The following is a 17,378-nucleotide window of genomic DNA, read 5'->3' as shown; positions in this document are numbered from 1 at the left end:
TTGTAATGACATCACAAGGCATTGCAGAGCCGTGGGGGGATTATTTTTGTGTTTAATACGTGCCTCAATCGCAAGGGGGAGAATAATGAAGCTCTGTCAGCTAACACCTTAATTTTACGTTTAAAAAGTTGAGTTACGCTAGTATATCTTGCATTGTTACACTCAACTTGCAACCTGCTACGGAGCTGGCAACGTGATCTCTTTCCTTAAGTTACTCTTCCGGTTGATTTTTCGGGCCCAACTAACGGGCGATCTTTCGGGTTTGTACAAGCAGAAGGTGTTAATCACCCCAAACCATATGTCATTCCTTGATGGCATGCTGTTAGCCGTTTTCCTGCCAGTGAAACCGGTGTTTGCCGTTTACACCTCGATCAGTGAGCAGTGGTACATGCGCTGGCTGAGCCGTTTTATTGACTTTGTGCCGCTTGATCCGACGAAGCCGATGTCGATTAAGCACCTGGTGAAACTGATTGCCCAGGGCCGGCCGGTGGTGATTTTCCCAGAAGGGCGAATTACCGTTACCGGCTCACTGATGAAAATCTACGACGGAGCGGGTTTTGTTGCGGCGAAATCACAGGCAACGGTGGTTCCGATACGTATTGAAGGTGCTGAATACACGCTTTTTGGCCGCCTTGCTGGCGTTTTCAAACGCCGCCTGTTTCCAAAAATCTCTCTTACCGTATTACCCGCTACGACCATTCCGATGCCGGAAGCCCCTCGTGCCCGCGATCGTCGCAGGCTGGCAGGAGAGCATCTGCACCATATTATGATGGAAGCACGCATGGCGGTGCGTCCTCGTCAGACGATTTATCAGGCCTTTCTTGCAGCACGTGTGCGCTATGGCTACTTCAAGCCCTGTATTGAGGACGTTAACTTTACGCCCGATAGCTACACCGGCCTGCTGAAAAAATCACTGGGCGTTGGCCGTATTCTGCAGCGTTATACGCAGCAGGGTGAATATGTCGGCCTGCTGTTGCCAAACGCAACGGTTACGGCAGCAGCGATCCTCGGAGCAACGCTGCGTGGGCGTATTCCTGCAATGCTTAACTACACCGCCGGAGTCAAAGGGCTGACCAGCGCGTTGACGGCGGCCCAGGTAAAAACCGTGTTTACCTCGCGCCAGTTTCTCGATAAAGGCAAGTTGTGGCATCTGCCGGAGGGAATCCCCGACGTTAAGTGGATTTTTCTGGAAGATTTGAAAGATACCGTTACTACCCGGGACAAACTGTGGATACTCAGCCGCTTGCTGGTGCCGTCACTGGCAGAAGTGAAACAGCAGCCTGAAGATGCCGCGATGGTGCTGTTTACTTCAGGGTCAGAGGGGCACCCTAAAGGCGTTGTTCACTCCCATAAAAGCCTGCTGGCTAACGTGGAACAGATCCGCACGGTCGCCGATTTCACTCCGCGCGATCGCTTTATGTCAGCGCTGCCGCTGTTCCACGCTTTTGGTCTGACCGTGGGGCTGTTTACGCCACTGATGACCGGCGCTGAGGTCTTCCTCTATCCCAGCCCGCTGCACTATCGCATTGTGCCCGAGCTGGTCTACGATCGTAACTGTACCGTGCTGTTCGGTACCTCGACGTTCCTTGGTAACTATGCCCGTTTCGCTCAGCCGTATGATTTTGCCCGTCTGCGTTACGTGGTGGCCGGAGCGGAAAAACTACAGCAGAGCACGCGTGATGCCTGGTTTGAGAAGTTCGGCATCCGCATTCTGGAAGGCTATGGTGTGACCGAATGCGCACCAGTGGTGGCCATAAACGTGCCGATGGCAGCCCGATCGCATACCGTTGGTCGTATCCTGCCGGGTATGGATTCACGGCTGATTTCCGTGCCCGGTATTGAAGAAGGCGGACTGCTACAGCTTTGTGGACCGAATATCATGAAAGGCTATCTGCGCGTCGAGCGTCCCGGCGTTCTTGAAGCGCCTGAGGCCGATAACGGTGAAGGACGGATGGAGAGCGGCTGGTACGATACGGGCGACATCGTAAGCTTTGACGATGCCGGCTTCTGCCAGATTCAGGGGCGCGTGAAGCGTTTTGCGAAGATCGCCGGCGAGATGGTTTCGCTGGAGAGCGTAGAGCTGATTGCGCTGAAGGCGTCTGATGAAAAACAGCACGCGGCGACAATTAAGCCGGACGGCAATCGTGGCGAAGCTCTGGTGTTGTTTACCACCGACAGTGAGCTGACCCGCGAACGTTTACAGCGCGCAGCACGTGAACTGGGTAGCCCTGAACTGGCGATCCCACGGGATATTCGGGTGTTGAAACAGCTCCCGATGCTCGGCAGCGGCAAGCCGGATTTTGTTACCCTGCGCGAAATGGCCGAGCGGCCAGAGGAGACTCATGAATAGTCCGACTGCCGGATCAAAACCATTATTGTCGAAGGGAATGATGGCGGTGATTGCCGCCCAGTTCCTCTCCGCTTTTGGGGATAATGCCCTGCTGTTCGCCACTCTGGCGGTACTGAAGCAGCTGGTGTACCCCGACTGGAGCCAGCCGATTCTGCAGATGGTGTTCGTTGCCACCTATATCGTTCTGGCTCCGTTTGTGGGCCAGGTGGCCGACAGTTTTGCGAAGGGCCGGGTGATGATGTTTGCCAACGGCCTCAAGCTGCTTGGCGCACTGACTATCTGCGTTGGGCTGGACCCTTTCTTAGGTTATGGTCTGGTTGGTATTGGTGCGGCCGCCTATTCCCCGGCCAAATACGGGATTCTCGGCGAGCTGACTGATGGTGAAACGCTGGTCAAAGCCAACGGCCTGATGGAGTCCTCAACGATAGCCGCGATTCTGCTCGGCTCCGTGGCGGGGGGATATCTTGCTGACCTCAACCTGACCAGTGCGCTGCTGGCGTGTGTTGTTGCTTATGCGCTGGCGGTCGTTGCTAATTTGATGATCCCCAAACTGGCAGCAGCTCGCAGTGGCCAATCCTGGCGACCTGCCGCGATGTCCGCCAGTTTCTTCCGCGCCTGTCGCGTGCTGTGGCGCGACGGCGAAACCCGCTTCTCGCTGGTGGGCACCAGCCTTTTCTGGGGGGCCGGCGTTACGCTGCGCTTTCTGCTGGTACTGTGGGTGCCGGTGGCGCTGGGCATTGCCGACAATAAAACCCCAACGATGCTCAATGCGATGGTTGCCGTCGGCATTGTGTTTGGTGCCGCAGCGGCGGCAAAACTGGTGACGCTGAAAACCGTCGGGCGCTGTATGCCTGCCGGCGTGTTAATCGGTGTTGCGGTGGTGGCTTTCTCGTTGCAGCATACGGCGCTGAACGCCTACGTGCTGTTGGCGATTATCGGGATACTGGGCGGTTTCTTTGTGGTACCGCTGAATGCATTGCTGCAAATGCGCGGTAAGCAGACGGTGGGTGCCGGTAACGCGATTGCGGTACAGAACCTGGGTGAAAATACGGCGATGCTGGTGATGCTGGGGCTGTATTCTCTGGCGATTAAGCTGGGCGCGCCGCCGGTTGCAACCGGCGTCGGGTTTGGTGCACTGTTTGCCCTGGCTATTGCCGTTCTCTGGGGTTGGCAGCTGGCGCAGAAGCGTAAAGCTGTTGCCTCATAGTCCGTGTCTTATGATGCTGATGTGCTGATGTGCTGATGTGCTGATGTGCTGATGTGCTGATGTGCTGTTGCGGGGCCCGATGGCCCCGCAAACATTTGTGCAGATCCGTCAGGGGGCAGGGTAAGTATAACGGCGGTGGATTGCTTCCAGCTCGTCAATAATTTCGGCATCCAGAGTCAGATCGTAGCTGTCGATATTCACAGTAAGCTGTTCCAGCGTTGTGGCTCCCAGCAGCGTGCTGGCAACAAACGGTTGCTGACGTACAAATGCCAGCGCCATTTGAGAAGGATCGAGTCCGTGGCGCTGCGCCAGTGCAACATATTCGCTAATTGCTAACTGAGCCTGTTCGCCGCTGTAGCGTGTAAAGCGGCTGAACAGCGTATTACGCGCGCCTGCAGGCTTCGCACCGTTAAGATATTTTCCACTCAGCGTACCAAACGCCAGGCTGGAGTAGGCAAGCAGTTCTACGCCCTCATGCTGGCTGATTTCTGCCAGTCCCAGCTCGAAGCTGCGATTTAACAGGCTGTAAGGGTTCTGGATGCTGACGATTCGCGGTAGTTCATGTTTTTCGGCCAGCTGCAAATAGCGCATCACGCCCCATGGCGTTTCGTTTGAAACCCCGATGTAACGAATCTTTCCTGCGCGCACCTGTTCGGTCAGTGCTTCCAGTGTTTCCAGCAGCGTCACCGGCGCGGTGTTATCGGTGTATTGATAATTCAGCTTGCCGAAGTAGTTGGTCTGACGCTGAGGCCAGTGCAGCTGGTATAAATCGATATAGTCCGTATTCAGCCTTTTCAGGCTGGCATCCAGCGCTTCACGAATATTTTTGCGATCCAATGCCTGATTAGGTCGGATAGAGGCATCGGCACCGCGTACCGGACCCGCCACTTTAGAAGCCAGTACGATTTTGTCGCGGCAGCCGCGCGCTTTCAGCCAGCTGCCGATATATTTCTCAGTTAAACCCTGTGTTTCCGGGCGCGGCGGCACCGGATACATCTCCGCTGTGTCAATCAGATTAATGCCGCGGCTAAGCGCCAAATCAAGCTGGGCATGCGCGTCGGCTTCGCTGTTTTGTTCCCCAAACGTCATAGTACCCAGTCCAAGAGAGCTGACTTCAAGTGTGCTGTGGGGGATACGGTGATAATGCATAGCAGACTTCCTTTTTTCATTATTAAAAGGTCAGGGACATCAGCTGCGTCCGCAACAGGGGATACTGGCAATAGATTGCAGTGTCTGTGCTTACAGAACCAGAACCCGGTTTTCGACTATAACCGCCAGACGCGGGAGGTGAAAGAGGGATTACCCATCAGAGAGAGGAAAGCATATCGTTTGCCATCTGAAATATCAGCGTCAGATGGCAAAGCAGGGTTTAGCGCTCAACGATTGAAGAGATTTCATCACCGTTAATCTGTATTTCATGGCCGGATTCATCAACGTATTTCACCAGTCCAGTTTCTTTATCAATACTTGGCTTACCGTCGGTCATAATCATTTTACCGTCTTTGGTCGCCATCACGTAGTCACTACTGCAGCCGCTTATCAGCATTGATACACTCAGCGCCGCAATACCTAACATCCACTTCATACTTGTCTCCCTTGATATTTATTACTTTGATGAGTGTAGTAATAAACTATTTTCCCTGTAGTGATAATTTCATCAGTCTGAAAATGGACTCAATCAGGCGCATATTATTGACATTCGTATAATCTTCCGCAAATCAGCAGGAAAACTACAGTAAAAAATGGCGTGCTAGCAGCGCTGCCGTAAAGGTTTTTTTCAGATAAAAGCCGCGCGGCAGAGTCATAATGGGTTGCCCATGGCGGCCAATACCTTCGGTCAGAGCCTTACTGTTAGCTGCCTTGGGACGAATTTGTAAAACCTCGCCGTGGCGAGCGGTAATCTGTTCAACCTGACCCAGCACAATCATATCCATCAGCTCCTCCCAGTCGCGCTGCAGCTGATGTTCCTCTTCGTCATTTGGGCTCCACAGCAGCGGAGCGCCAACATGCCGCTCTGCCAGTGGGATAGCTCGTTCACCCTCTACCGGTATCCACAGCACGCGCCCGAGCTTATGCCGCACGTGACTGTTCTGCCAGGTGACGCCGCTATTACCGGTCAACGGTGCGACGCAAACGAAGGTCGTTTCAAGCGGGCGCCCGGTGGCATCTACGGGGATCGTCTTCAGCTCCACGCCAATTTCGGCAAAATCCTGTTCCGGCTTACTGCCTGCGCTGGCACCGAGGTAACGTTCCAGCAGCATCCCCACCCAACCCTTATCCCGTTTAAGGTCTCGGGGAATCGGTAAACTTATACGCCGGGCAAGTTCACCGAGGGTATAACCGGCAAGTGCGTTAGCTCTGTCCAGCAGTTCGGTTTCATCACGGGGGGGAGGAACGAGGAAAGGAGCGCCTGTCATTGTGATATCCAGATCTGTTTAAAAAACGAACTCTCAGTTCCAGCGTTACACGGCTTAACGCTAATTCTGGGGGTAAGCATAATAATAGCATGATAAATCATGTTTTTTATTCCCCCCATTGCAGGGGATTTACACTGCTCAGACAAGTTTTACCCGTCTTATCACCGACAGTGAACAGGATCTTCTACATAGTTATCCACAGAAAAATGGGATAACTCACATTTAAAAATAATACTGTTTCGATTTACAGCCTTGACGCAGGGGGTTTTGGCAACTTTAGCCCCTTTCATGTCCAACTAATCACCATATTCTGTGGATAAATCATCAAGTGCTCGATCTTTCGCCAGTTGCCGGAAGTCCGTCTGTGACAGCAGCATGACAGCACCTGATTTAACGTAAAAATGACGTTAAACCTTATGATTAACCTGGGGTTATTTCTTTTTTTTGCGAGGTGTCTCCAAACGTTGAATAAAGTTTTCCCCACCTGTTAACTGAGTTCTGCACAAAGCTATCCACAGAAAACGTGAATAAGATCGCCTTTTTGCCCCTGTTTCTGTTTATAACTCTGTCCACTGGTAGTAGTTATCCAAGTTCAATGCGGACTTGCAGGCTTAAACCAGTGGTTTACCGCCTGTAAGGAGTGTGAAACAATCAGAACATCCAGTTTTAGTTTGAGGTAGTCCGGTGATCGATGATGATGGCTACCGCCCGAATGTTGGTATCGTAATTTGTAACAGGCAGGGACAGGTTGTGTGGGCAAGGCGCTATGGCCAGCACTCCTGGCAGTTTCCTCAGGGAGGGATTAATCCTGGCGAGACGGCGGAACAGGCGATGTACCGCGAACTTTTCGAGGAAGTCGGTTTGAGCCGTAAGGATGTTCGCATCCTGGCATCCACCCGTAACTGGTTACGATATAAATTGCCAAAACGTTTGGTGCGTTGGGACACAAAGCCGGTTTGTATCGGCCAAAAACAGAAGTGGTTTCTTCTGCAGCTGTTGTGCAATGAAGCGGATATCAATATGCAAACCAGCAGCACGCCAGAGTTTGACGGCTGGCGCTGGGTCAGCTTCTGGTATCCGGTACGCCAGGTGGTCTCTTTTAAACGCGATGTTTACCGCCGCGTAATGAAAGAGTTTGCTGGTGTGGTTATGCCCCTGCAGGAGAATACCGCGCAGAGAAATACGCCAGGCTTTCGAAGGAAGAGAGGTTAAGCCACGTAGATTATGCTCACACAACTACGCGAAATAGTTGAGAAAGTGGCGGCAGCGCCCCGGCTTACCGAGGCGCTGGATATTCTGGTTAATGAGATTTGTCTGGCCATGGATATCGAGGTTTGCTCGGTTTATCTGGCCGATCATGAACGCCGCTGTTACTACCTGATGGCAACGCGTGGGCTGAAAAAGCCGCGTGGGCGTACTGTCGCCCTTGCATTTGATGAAGGCATCGTTGGGCTGGTTGGTCGCCTTGCTGAACCCATTAACCTCGCCGATGCGCAAAAGCACCCCAGTTTTAAATTTATCCCCTCCGTGAAAGAAGAGCGTTTTCGCTCGTTTCTTGGCGTACCGATTATCAGCAGACGCCAGCTGCAGGGCGTTCTGGTGGTTCAGCAACGCGAACATCGGCAGTTCGATGAGAGCGAAGAGTCGTTTCTGGTTACCCTTGCCACTCAGATGGCGGCGATCCTTTCTCAGTCGCAGCTTAATGTTCTCTTTGGGCAGTACAGGCAGACGCGAATCAAAGCGCTGGCGGCCTCACCTGGCGTAGCGATAGCCGAAGGCTGGGTTGATTCCTCACAGCCCTCACTGGAGAATGTTTCTGCCGCCTCAACGCTGGATTCTGTGCGTGAGCGTGAGCGTCTGGCGCTGGCGATGGCTGAAGCATCGAACGAATTTCGTCGCTACAGCAAGCGTTTCACCGCCAGCATGCATAAAGAAAGCGCGGCCATTTTCGACCTCTATTCGCACCTGCTCAGCGATGCGCGATTGAAAAAAGATCTGCTGGCGGAAATTGATGCCGGTTCGGTGGCTGAGTGGGCAGTAAAAAAGGTTATTGAGAAATTTGCCGCGCAGTTTGCCAGCCTGCAGGACAGCTACCTGCGGGAGCGGGCGGGTGATTTACGTGTGCTCGGTCAGCGCCTGCTGTTTCACCTCGATGATACGATTCAGGGCACCAATACCTGGCCTGAGCGCTTTGTGCTGGTGGCCGACGAACTGACGGCTACCACTCTGGCAGAGCTGCCGCGTGAAAGGCTGGCGGGGGTTGTCGTACGCGATGGTGCCGCTAACTCTCATGCGGCGATCATGGTTCGCGCTATGGGTATCCCAACGGTGATGGGAGCCGATATTCAGCCCGACCTGATGAAGGGGCGCTTGCTCATCGTCGATGGTTATCGCGGTGAACTGCTGGTCGATCCCGAACCGGTGCTGGTGCAGGAATATCAGCGGCTGATCAGCGAAGAAAATGAATTAAGCCAGCTCGCAGAAGGCCTGGTTGAGCAGCCGGGAGCGCTTAAAAGCGGTGAACCGGTGAAAGTCATGCTTAACGCGGGTTTGAGTGCTGAACATGAGCATCCGATCGGTAGCCGGGTCGATGGCGTGGGCCTCTATCGTACCGAGATTCCGTTTATGTTACAGAACGGTTTTCCCTCGGAAGAAGAGCAGGTTGCACAGTATCAGGGAATGCTGCAGCTGTTTCTGGACAAGCCGGTCACATTGCGCACGCTGGATATCGGTGCCGACAAGCAGTTGCCCTATATGCCGATTAGTGAAGAAAACCCCTCGTTGGGATGGCGGGGCATTCGCCTGACACTCGATCAGCCCGAGATCTTTCTTGTTCAGCTGCGCGCAATGCTGCGGGCCAACGTTGCCAGCGGAAACCTGAGCATCCTGCTGCCAATGATCACCAGCCTTGAGGAGATCGACGAGGCACGGCGCCTGCTTGACAGGGCGGGGCGCGAGGTGGAAGAAATGCTGGGCTATGCAATTCCGCGCCCGCGCCTCGGGGTGATGATCGAAGTTCCGTCGATGATCTTTATGCTGAGCCATCTGCGGGGTCGCGTAGATTTTGTCTCCGTTGGCACCAACGATTTGACCCAGTATCTACTGGCCGTGGATCGTAACAACACCCGGGTTGCCAGCCTTTACGATAGCCTGCATCCGGCCGTGCTTCGTGCATTGCACGGTATTGGACAGGAAGCCAGCCGTGCAGGGGTAGAGCTATGCCTGTGTGGCGAAATGGCGGGCGATCCGATGTGTGTGGTTATGCTGATCGGCATGGGTTACTACCATCTCAGCATGAACGGCCGTAATGTGGCGCGCGTAAAGTATTTACTTCGCCATATCGACCAGTCAGAAGCCCGGGAACTTGCGCAGCGTGGTCTGGAAGCGCCGCACACCAGTGAAGTCCGTCAACTGATTGCGGCTTTTATGGAGCGCAGAGGGCTGGGCGGTTTGATCCGGGGCGGGAAATAGTCATCCGATCCGGTGCTTAACAAAGTTTACAGTTACGCCGGACCGGAATAATTCGCATTATGCTATCATGCGCAGCCTTAAGCAGCAGCGCCATGTGCGCACGCGTCTACATATTCCGTCGCCTGCCCGTCAGGACAGAATTTAAAAATGGTGAAAGATGAATAACGGCTATCTGGCTTTCCCCCAATTTGATCCGGTGATCTTCTCTATCGGCCCTGTGTCTCTTCACTGGTACGGGCTGATGTATCTGGTTGGTTTTGTTTTCGCTATGTGGCTGGCCGTTCGCCGGGCTAATAAACCTGGAAGCGGCTGGAAAAAAGAGGAAGTTGAAAATCTGCTTTATGCGGGTTTCCTGGGTGTGTTCCTCGGCGGCCGTATCGGCTATGTATTTTTCTACAATCTGCCGCTGTTCCTCGATAATCCGCTGTATCTGTTTAAGGTATGGGATGGGGGGATGTCATTCCACGGCGGCCTGATTGGTGTGATCGTCGTGATGCTGATCTTCGCCCGCCGCACCAAGCGTACTTTCTTCCAGGTTTCGGACTTTATCGCGCCGCTGATCCCGTTTGGCCTGGGCGCTGGTCGCCTCGGTAATTTTATCAACGGAGAACTGTGGGGGCGCGTTGACCCAAATCTGCCGTGGGCGATGCTGTTCCCGGGTTCACGCAGCGAAGATATCGCACTGGTTTCCACTCATCCGGAATGGCAGTCTCTGCTGGCGACCTACGGTGTACTGCCGCGTCACCCTTCACAGCTTTATGAGCTGATTCTGGAAGGGATCGTGCTGTTTATCATTCTGAATGTGTTTATCCGCAAATCGCGCCCGATGGGAGCCGTCTCAGGCCTGTTCCTGATTGGTTATGGCGCCTTCCGTATTATTATTGAGTTCTTCCGTCAGCCCGATCAGCAGCTTGGTCTGTTCAGCGGCATCAGCATGGGGCAAATCCTCTCCGTGCCGATGATTCTGGCCGGCGTGATTATGATGATCTGGGCGTATCGTCGTCGCCCGCAGCAGCAACTTCGTGAGGAAAAATGAAACAGTATCTGGAATTAATGCAGCATGTCCTTGAGCAGGGCACACCGAAAAACGATCGTACCGGAACGGGTACGCTGTCGGTCTTCGGTCATCAGATGCGTTTCAATTTGCAGGATGGTTTTCCGCTGGTTACCACCAAGAAGTGCCATCTGCGATCCATCATTCATGAACTGCTGTGGTTCCTCAATGGCGACACCAATATCGCTTATCTGAAGGAAAATAACGTCTCGATCTGGGACGAGTGGGCGGATGAAAACGGCGACCTCGGCCCGGTCTACGGCAAACAGTGGCGCAGCTGGGGTGCACCGGATGGTCGCCAGATCGACCAGCTGAGCAAGGTTGTTGAGCAGCTTAAAAACGATCCCGATTCTCGCCGTATCATCGTTTCCGCGTGGAACGTGGGTGAACTGGACGAGATGGCGCTGGCACCGTGTCACGCTTTCTTCCAGTTTTACGTCGCGGACGGCAAGCTTTCCTGCCAGCTCTATCAGCGCTCGTGCGATATCTTCCTCGGGCTGCCGTTTAATATCGCCAGTTATGCTCTGCTGGTGCATATGATGGCACAGCAGTGCGATCTGGAAGTGGGTGATTTCGTCTGGACCGGGGGGGATACCCACCTGTACAGCAATCACCTGGAACAGACTCGCCTGCAGCTGAGCCGTGAACCGCGCGCGCTACCGCAGCTGGTGATTAAACGTAAACCGGCCTCTATTTTCGACTATCGTTTCGATGATTTCGAAATCGTCGGTTACGACCCGCATCCGGCGATTAAAGCGCCGGTAGCCGTGTAAAAATGCTATCCCCGGCATGCATAATGCCGGGGATAGCATTACGCCGCGGATTGCGGTGGGTAACAGTCAAAAATATCCGTCAGCAGCGGATAATCTGCCGCTCCAGGCAGCTCAAAGTGCCACCATTCTGTCGTAATCCCCTTGAAGCCTCCTTCAAGCATAATCGCACTCAGCATCAGCCGGTTACGTAATGTCAGCGTCGGGATCGAAGGATGCCAGGGATGTGAACATTCGTGCATTTCGTCAAAACCACTGCCCATATCCACAATCGCTCCCTGTTCATCTATCAGCGTGACGTCAACAGCCGTTCCGCGGGAGTGATTCGAGCCCTGAGTGACGGGGATAACGTAGTCAGGATTAGGGCAGGCCAGCCACAGATTCATTTGCGCTTTCTGCGGGCGGTATGCGTCGTAGACCAGTAGGGTAAAGCCTGCAAGAGCGGCGAGATGCGCACTGCGAGCCAGCGCCGCTGCAGCATCCGGGTGCAACAGGCAACGGTATTCGCAGTAAATCGGCTGGCCGGTAATGTTATCCGCTGTGGCGTATTTTAAATCGATCTTCACCTGCGGCAGCGAGGTGGCAATATCGATCATTTGAATCTCATCCATTTTCTCTCTCTTGGTTCTGCTCGAATCTGGCACGCTGACTTTACTCAGGGTTTTTTCGGCTCTGACACCGTTTACCCGCTCAGGCATCTTAGCCTTTCTCACCATTGGTGCCAGGCAAATCCGGCGATGGTATCAGACTTGTTGGTAAAAATGCGTAGCGCCACGCAGCGGTAATGAAAGCCGGTGAGAAGACGTATTTAGCCTGGAAGATAACGCGCAAACCCACAAGGTACTGCTGGTGGCGCGGCGGAGAAAAGCCAACACTCGGCTGATGAAAATAACGCAATCAGCGGGATTCACATTGCTGGAACTGATGATGGTAATCGCGCTCATCGCTGTACTGAGCCTGGGGTCATGGCAGGGCTGGCAGCGATGGCAGCAGCTACGTCAGCTTAATGACAGTGCGCAGCAGATCCAGCGGCTGCTTCTGCGCCTGCGCAGCGATGCCTGGTGGCATAACGCCGACAGGGTCATCTGGCTTAAACCGGGCAGATACTGGTGTCTGGGAGGCGGAAGTGTTCCTGATGTCTGTTCCCCGCAGGCCCGCTTTACACTATTGGCTCCGTGGCCGGAAGTCAGCATACGCTCGATGACCGCGGAAATCGGGTTCTATGGTGTGAAGAATACCGCCCGCCCTGGCAATATCACTATTGCCAGCGATGCCGGTGAACGGCGAATCATTGTCTCTTCGCGTGGCAGGGTGCGCATTTGCTCAGTATCAGAGGAAGGATGCCGATGAATACGGGGGGATTTACCTTACTTGAGACGCTGCTGGCGATGGCGATCGGAAGCGTCATAATGCTCGGCGCTGCGCGAACGTTACCGCTATTGCAGCAGCATAATTTGCGCCTGCAGATACAGGTTCAGCTCAATGAAGAGCTGCAGCAGATTATGCAGACGCTGGAAAAAGCCGCCCGGCGCGCGGGCTACTGCCACGGTCGCTGTAGCGGGGCTGCGATGCAGATTCAGAACGGAGGCCGCTGCCTGCTGGTGCGCTGGGATGAAAACAGCAACGGGCAATGGGAGAGTACCGGGCGAGAAGACAGCGATTACTATGGCTTTCGCTTAAGATCGAAAAATCTGGAAATGCAGCGCGGGGTTGATCGCTGTGAAGGTGGCGGCTGGGAGAAGCTGAACGATCCCGGTGTCATCGCCATTGAGGAGTTCAGGGTGGTTCGCAATCGGCAGCAGGTCCGATTCATGTTGAAGGGGAGTTCCAGCGTCTGGCCTGCTCTGGTCCAGCATATTGAGCACTGGCTGGTGGCGGAGAATTTATAATGCACCGACAACAGGGAAACGGCGCACTGCTGATGGTGATTATCATTCTGCTTATGGGCACCGCATTGCTGCACGCTACACGCCAGCAGCTGAGTGATAATCTCAGCCTGGTCACTGATGAACGGCACTATATCCTTGAGTACACCGATGCGGTATCTGCGCTGGCGTGGGGAGAGCGTCTGACGTGGCTTGGCGCTGAAGTAGGTTGGTACTGCCAGCTGCAACCGCAGTATACCTGGCGCGCCTGCCTGCTAAGCCACGCCTCCGGAATGCTGTTGCGCGGTGACAGCGGCAGTGGAACGTTGTCTCTGTATCGCTGGGTTAGCAGCCTTACCGGTGGGAAAGTTAGCGCGGTCCCTCAGGGCTGGCTGGATTATTGCCCATTGCCCGACAGGAGCCTGTGTGATGATCCCTCGTCGTAATCAACGGGGATTTAGCCTGGTTGAAACACTGTTTGCCCTGCTGCTGTTTAGCCTTAGCATCATGGCTCTGATGCGCTATCAGCTGGTGCTGGCAGAGGGGTTCCAACAGCAGTGGCAGCAGCGCAGCGCATGGCGTAACGCCCGGCAACTGTTGCAGGGTAATCCGCTGGAGGGCTGGCAGGCACAGGTGCAGCAGAAGGATGGCCCGGAAGGATGCCCGTTGTTAATCGCTAAAACGGTAAGCCCTTCGGGGCGCCGAGCCGAACTGGTTCAGTTGCGCTGCCCGGCGATGGATAATTGACTGCAGCAGCGCTACATTTCCAATGTTCGTCCTGTGCGGGTAGAGTACCCTTCAGGAAATTAAACCCTCTTACGTTGAGAATCTGTCGGTTATGTTCACTGTTTACCACTCCAATCAGCTGGATCTGCTTAAGACACTGGCATCATGGCAGATAAAAAATCAGCCCTTGCCCAATCCGCTGAACCCGGAAGTGGTGCTGGTACAAAGCCCGGGAATGGCACAGTGGCTGCAAATGTCGCTGGCCGAAGATTTTGGTATTGCGGCTAATATTGAATTTCCGCTACCCGCCAGCTTTATCTGGGACATGTTTGTTCGCGTGTTACCGGATATTCCACGTGAGAGCGCTTTTAGCAAGTCCGGTATGAGCTGGAAACTGATGGCGATCCTCCCTGAGATGCTGCCGGGAGAGGCTTTCGCAACGCTGCGTAATTACCTCAGCGATGACGACGATAAACGCAAGCTGTTCCAGCTGGCATCCAGAGTCGCCGACCTGTTTGACCAGTATCTGGTGTATCGTCCGCAGTGGCTTAACGGATGGGAAAAAGGCGAACTGACCGAGGGGCTTGGCGAGGCACAGGTCTGGCAGGCTCCGCTGTGGGCGGCACTGGTTGAATATACCCATCAGCTTGGGCAACCTGAATGGCACCGTGCCAACCTTTATCAGCGTTTTATTCACCGGCTGGAAAACAGCTCAACTCGCCCGGAAAATCTGCCGGATCGGGTGTTTATTTGTGGGATTTCGGCACTGCCGCCGGTTTATTTACAGGCACTTAGCGCGCTGGGTAAACATATCGATATTCATCTGCTGTTTACCAATCCCTGCCGTCATTACTGGGGAGATATTCAGGATTACGCGTTTCTGGCCAGGCTGCAAAACCGCAACCGCAGGCATTATCAGGATAATCATGAGATCTCCCAGTTCCGTGATGCTGACAGCGCATCGTCTTTGTTCAACGATGCAGGTGAGCAGCAGCTGAGTAATCCTCTGTTGGCTTCATGGGGCAAGCTGGGGCGCGATAATCTCTACCTGCTGGCGCAGATTGAACCTAATGAGGTCTTCGCCTTTGTCGATCTTGAGCCGGTAAACCTGCTGCAAACCCTGAAGCGGGATTTGCTGGAGCTGGAAGACAACGCGGTTATCGGGTTGAAAAAAAGCGAATGGGAAAACAGTGAAGCCAAACGCCTGCTTGCACCGGAAGATCGTTCAATTGTGATCCATCAGTGCCACAGCCCGCAGCGCGAGGTCGAAGTTCTGCAGGATCGGCTGCTGGCAATGATGGCTGACGATCCGGCGCTGACCCCGCGCGATATCATCGTCATGGTGGCTGATATCGACGCCTATACGCCCTTTATTCAGGCGGTATTTGGTAATGCGCCACCGGAGCGTGCGCTGCCGTTTGCCATTTCCGATCGTCGCGCCAGTCAGGCGCACCCCGCGCTTCAGGCGTTTATTTCGCTACTGAGCCTGCCTGACAGCCGCTTCACCGCTGAAGATGTTCTGGCCCTGCTTGAAGTTCCTGCGGTGGCGGGGCGTTTTGCAATTGATGAAGAGGGGCTACGCCTGCTGCGCCACTGGGTTGCTGAATCCGGTATTCGCTGGGGTCTGGATGATGACAACGTCCGCGAGCTGGACCTGCCTGCTACCGGTCAGCATACCTGGCACTTCGGCCTGACGCGAATGCTGCTGGGCTATGCGATGAACAGTGATGCCGGGGAGTGGCAGGGGGTCCTGCCTTATGATGAGTCCAGTGGTTTGATCGCGGAACTGGCTGGGAATCTGGCCGAGTTACTGATGCAGCTGCATCGCTGGCGGCGCTGGCTGGATGAAACCAGCGATTTGGCACACTGGCTGCCGCTCTGTCGCCAGCTATTAGATGATTTTTTTATCTGCGATGCGGAAACGGAAGCGGCGCTAACGCTGATTGAAGATCAGTGGAAGCAGGTGATTGGCTATGGTGTTGAGGCAGGTTATCAGCAGGCTGTACCGCTAACCGTACTGCGCGATGAACTGGTCTCCCGGCTCGATCAGCAGCGTATCAGCCAGCGTTTCCTCGCGGGGCCGGTGAACTTCTGTACCCTGATGCCGATGCGTTCCATTCCCTTCAAGGTGGTGTGCCTGCTGGGTATGAACGACGGCATTTATCCACGAACGCTGCCACCGCTCGGCTTTGATTTAATGAGTAAGCAGTTGCAAAAAGGCGATCGCAGCCGCCGCGATGATGACCGCTATCTGTTCCTGGAAGCGCTAAATTCAGCGCAGCAGCAGCTGTATATCAGCTATATCGCCCGTTCAATTCAGGATAATACGGAACGATATCCCTCTGTACTGGTCAGTGAATTAGTGGAGTACATCTGCCAGAGCTTCTGCTTGCCCGAAGACCGCTCGCTGGATGTTGACCGCAGTGCAAAAAACGTGGCGCGCCATCTGCATCATCTGCACAGCAGAATGCCCTTTGCGGCCGAAAACTTCAGTGCAACTTCTGAGTTCAGAAGTTTTGCTGACGAGTGGTTACCTGCTGCTAAAGCATCGGGTATTGCTCATCCGCCGTTTATGCAGCCTTTAGCAGCAGAAAAGCTTGATTCACTAAGCTTTGAACGGCTGGTGCGCTTCTGGCGGCATCCGGTCAGGGCATTTTTCAGCATGCGGCTTGGCGTCAGCTTCAGACTGGAAGAGATGGAATTGCCAGACGCCGAGCCTTTTGCACTGGATGGCCTGACGCGTTATCAGATGAATGCGCAGTTGCTTAACAGCCTGATAGAGAGGGAAGAAAGTTCTCGCCTTTACGCCCGGCAACGTGCTTCAGGGGCTTTACCCTACGGCGCATTCGGTGAACTGGTTTGGCAAGAGCAGGAGCAGGAAATGAACGTGCTGGCCAGCCGCGTGCGCGAGCAGCGTGCGGCGGCGGAAAGCCGGGAAATCTCGCTGCTGGTTGACGGTGTTTTGCTTACCGGATGGCTTGCTCAAGTGCAGGACAGTGGGCTGTTACGCTGGCGGCCGGGCAATCTTAACTTTAAGGATGGCCTGACCCTGTGGCTGGAGCATCTGGTTTACTGCGCGACGGGCGGCAATGGCACCAGCCTGATGCTGGGTCGTAACGATAGCGAATGGCGATTCCCGGCGATTACGGCGGATGACGCCCTGCATCAGCTGGCACGTTACGTTGCGGGCTACCGCGAGGGCATGTGCTCACCGCTGCTGCTGACTGAATCCGGTGCCGCCTGGCTGGAGGAAAGTTACGATGAATCATCGGGTGAGCTGCTGCGAGATGAAGCTGCTCAGAAAAAAGCGCGTAACAAGCTACTGGCGCGCTGGCAGGGAAATTATCAGATTGAGGGCGAAGGCAGCGATCCCTATCTGCAACGGGTGATCCGTACGCTGGATGAAACGTACCTGCTGGCAATGAGCGAGAATGCCGAACGCTGGCTTTTACCGCTGCTTCAGGCGCACCATTCTGTATAGTATTTGGTGATGTACCCACATTCCCCAAGGAAGATAG

General features: G+C 54.4%; 15 protein-coding genes. 11 read left to right on the top strand and 4 right to left on the bottom strand.

What is annotated here, in order from left to right:
- The first annotated feature begins 193 nt into the window (after window positions 1–193).
- Both aas and lplT read left to right on the top strand, forming a co-directional pair.
- Window positions 194–2,350 carry a bifunctional acyl-ACP--phospholipid O-acyltransferase/long-chain-fatty-acid--ACP ligase gene (gene aas, locus IBT46_RS19890; RefSeq protein WP_200547072.1) on the top strand — a complete coding sequence of 719 codons (2,157 nt, stop codon included), beginning with the start codon at window positions 194–196 and terminating at the stop codon, window positions 2,348–2,350.
- The gene (gene lplT, locus IBT46_RS19885) at window positions 2,343–3,557 is read left to right on the top strand and encodes a lysophospholipid transporter LplT (RefSeq protein WP_200547071.1); all 1,215 of its coding nucleotides are present in this window, start codon (window positions 2,343–2,345) and stop codon (window positions 3,555–3,557) included. The genes aas and lplT overlap by 8 nt, the downstream gene beginning before the upstream one ends.
- Before the next feature lie 108 nt (window positions 3,558–3,665).
- On the opposite strand, the gene IBT46_RS19880 is transcribed toward lplT, so the two are convergent.
- From IBT46_RS19880 to mutH, 3 genes are all read right to left on the bottom strand, one after another.
- Window positions 3,666–4,706 (bottom strand): NADP(H)-dependent aldo-keto reductase, encoded by a 1,041-nt coding sequence (locus IBT46_RS19880; RefSeq protein WP_105593892.1) that lies wholly within the window; start codon window positions 4,704–4,706, stop codon window positions 3,666–3,668.
- Between the two features lie 220 nt (window positions 4,707–4,926).
- A complete protein-coding gene (locus IBT46_RS19875) occupies window positions 4,927–5,142 on the bottom strand; it encodes a YgdI/YgdR family lipoprotein (protein ID WP_200547070.1) in 216 nt (71 codons plus the stop codon).
- 145 nt (window positions 5,143–5,287) lie between these two features.
- Window positions 5,288–5,974, bottom strand: coding sequence for a DNA mismatch repair endonuclease MutH (mutH, locus tag IBT46_RS19870; protein WP_200547069.1), 687 nt, complete (start codon window positions 5,972–5,974; stop codon window positions 5,288–5,290).
- 684 nt (window positions 5,975–6,658) lie between these two features.
- Here mutH and rppH point away from each other — a divergent pair.
- From rppH to thyA, 4 genes are all read left to right on the top strand, one after another.
- Complete coding sequence (rppH, locus tag IBT46_RS19865; RefSeq protein ID WP_200547068.1) at window positions 6,659–7,186, top strand: RNA pyrophosphohydrolase; 528 nt, start codon at window positions 6,659–6,661, stop codon at window positions 7,184–7,186.
- Window positions 7,187–7,198: 12 nt separating this feature from the next.
- Entirely contained in the window at window positions 7,199–9,445 is a 2,247-nt protein-coding gene (ptsP, locus tag IBT46_RS19860) for a phosphoenolpyruvate--protein phosphotransferase (RefSeq protein WP_200547067.1), read from the top strand.
- A gap of 157 nt (window positions 9,446–9,602) precedes the next feature.
- Window positions 9,603–10,481: a prolipoprotein diacylglyceryl transferase gene (lgt, locus tag IBT46_RS19855; protein WP_200547066.1), complete on the top strand. Its 879-nt coding sequence runs from the start codon at window positions 9,603–9,605 to the stop codon at window positions 10,479–10,481.
- A complete protein-coding gene (gene thyA, locus IBT46_RS19850) occupies window positions 10,478–11,272 on the top strand; it encodes a thymidylate synthase (protein WP_105593898.1) in 795 nt (264 codons plus the stop codon). Before lgt ends, thyA begins: the two co-directional genes overlap by 4 nt.
- Window positions 11,273–11,310: 38 nt before the next feature.
- On the opposite strand, the gene ddpX is transcribed toward thyA, so the two are convergent.
- A complete protein-coding gene (ddpX, locus tag IBT46_RS19845; RefSeq protein ID WP_200547065.1) occupies window positions 11,311–11,880 on the bottom strand; it encodes a D-alanyl-D-alanine dipeptidase in 570 nt (189 codons plus the stop codon).
- Window positions 11,881–12,151: 271 nt separating this feature from the next.
- Here ddpX and IBT46_RS19840 point away from each other — a divergent pair, with 271 nt between their 5' ends.
- From IBT46_RS19840 to recC, 5 genes are all read left to right on the top strand, one after another.
- On the top strand, window positions 12,152–12,619 hold the full coding sequence (locus tag IBT46_RS19840) for a prepilin peptidase-dependent protein (RefSeq protein ID WP_200547064.1): 468 nt from the start codon (window positions 12,152–12,154) through the stop codon (window positions 12,617–12,619).
- A complete protein-coding gene (locus tag IBT46_RS19835) occupies window positions 12,610–13,158 on the top strand; it encodes a prepilin peptidase-dependent protein (RefSeq protein WP_200547063.1) in 549 nt (182 codons plus the stop codon). The genes IBT46_RS19840 and IBT46_RS19835 overlap by 10 nt, the downstream gene beginning before the upstream one ends.
- On the top strand, window positions 13,158–13,580 hold the full coding sequence (locus IBT46_RS19830) for a DUF2509 family protein (protein ID WP_200547062.1): 423 nt from the start codon (window positions 13,158–13,160) through the stop codon (window positions 13,578–13,580). The genes IBT46_RS19835 and IBT46_RS19830 overlap by 1 nt, the downstream gene beginning before the upstream one ends.
- Entirely contained in the window at window positions 13,564–13,881 is a 318-nt protein-coding gene (locus IBT46_RS19825; RefSeq protein WP_200547081.1) for a prepilin-type N-terminal cleavage/methylation domain-containing protein, read from the top strand. Before IBT46_RS19830 ends, IBT46_RS19825 begins: the two co-directional genes overlap by 17 nt.
- A gap of 91 nt (window positions 13,882–13,972) precedes the next feature.
- Window positions 13,973–17,341 carry an exodeoxyribonuclease V subunit gamma gene (recC, locus tag IBT46_RS19820; RefSeq protein ID WP_200547061.1) on the top strand — a complete coding sequence of 1,123 codons (3,369 nt, stop codon included), beginning with the start codon at window positions 13,973–13,975 and terminating at the stop codon, window positions 17,339–17,341.
- Window positions 17,342–17,378: the final 37 nt, after the last annotated feature.

It is taken from the genome of Erwinia sp. S38 (assembly GCF_016624545.1).
GTDB lineage: Bacteria > Pseudomonadota > Gammaproteobacteria > Enterobacterales > Enterobacteriaceae > Erwinia > Erwinia coffeiphila.
This window is presented reverse-complemented; position numbering and strand designations above follow the sequence as displayed.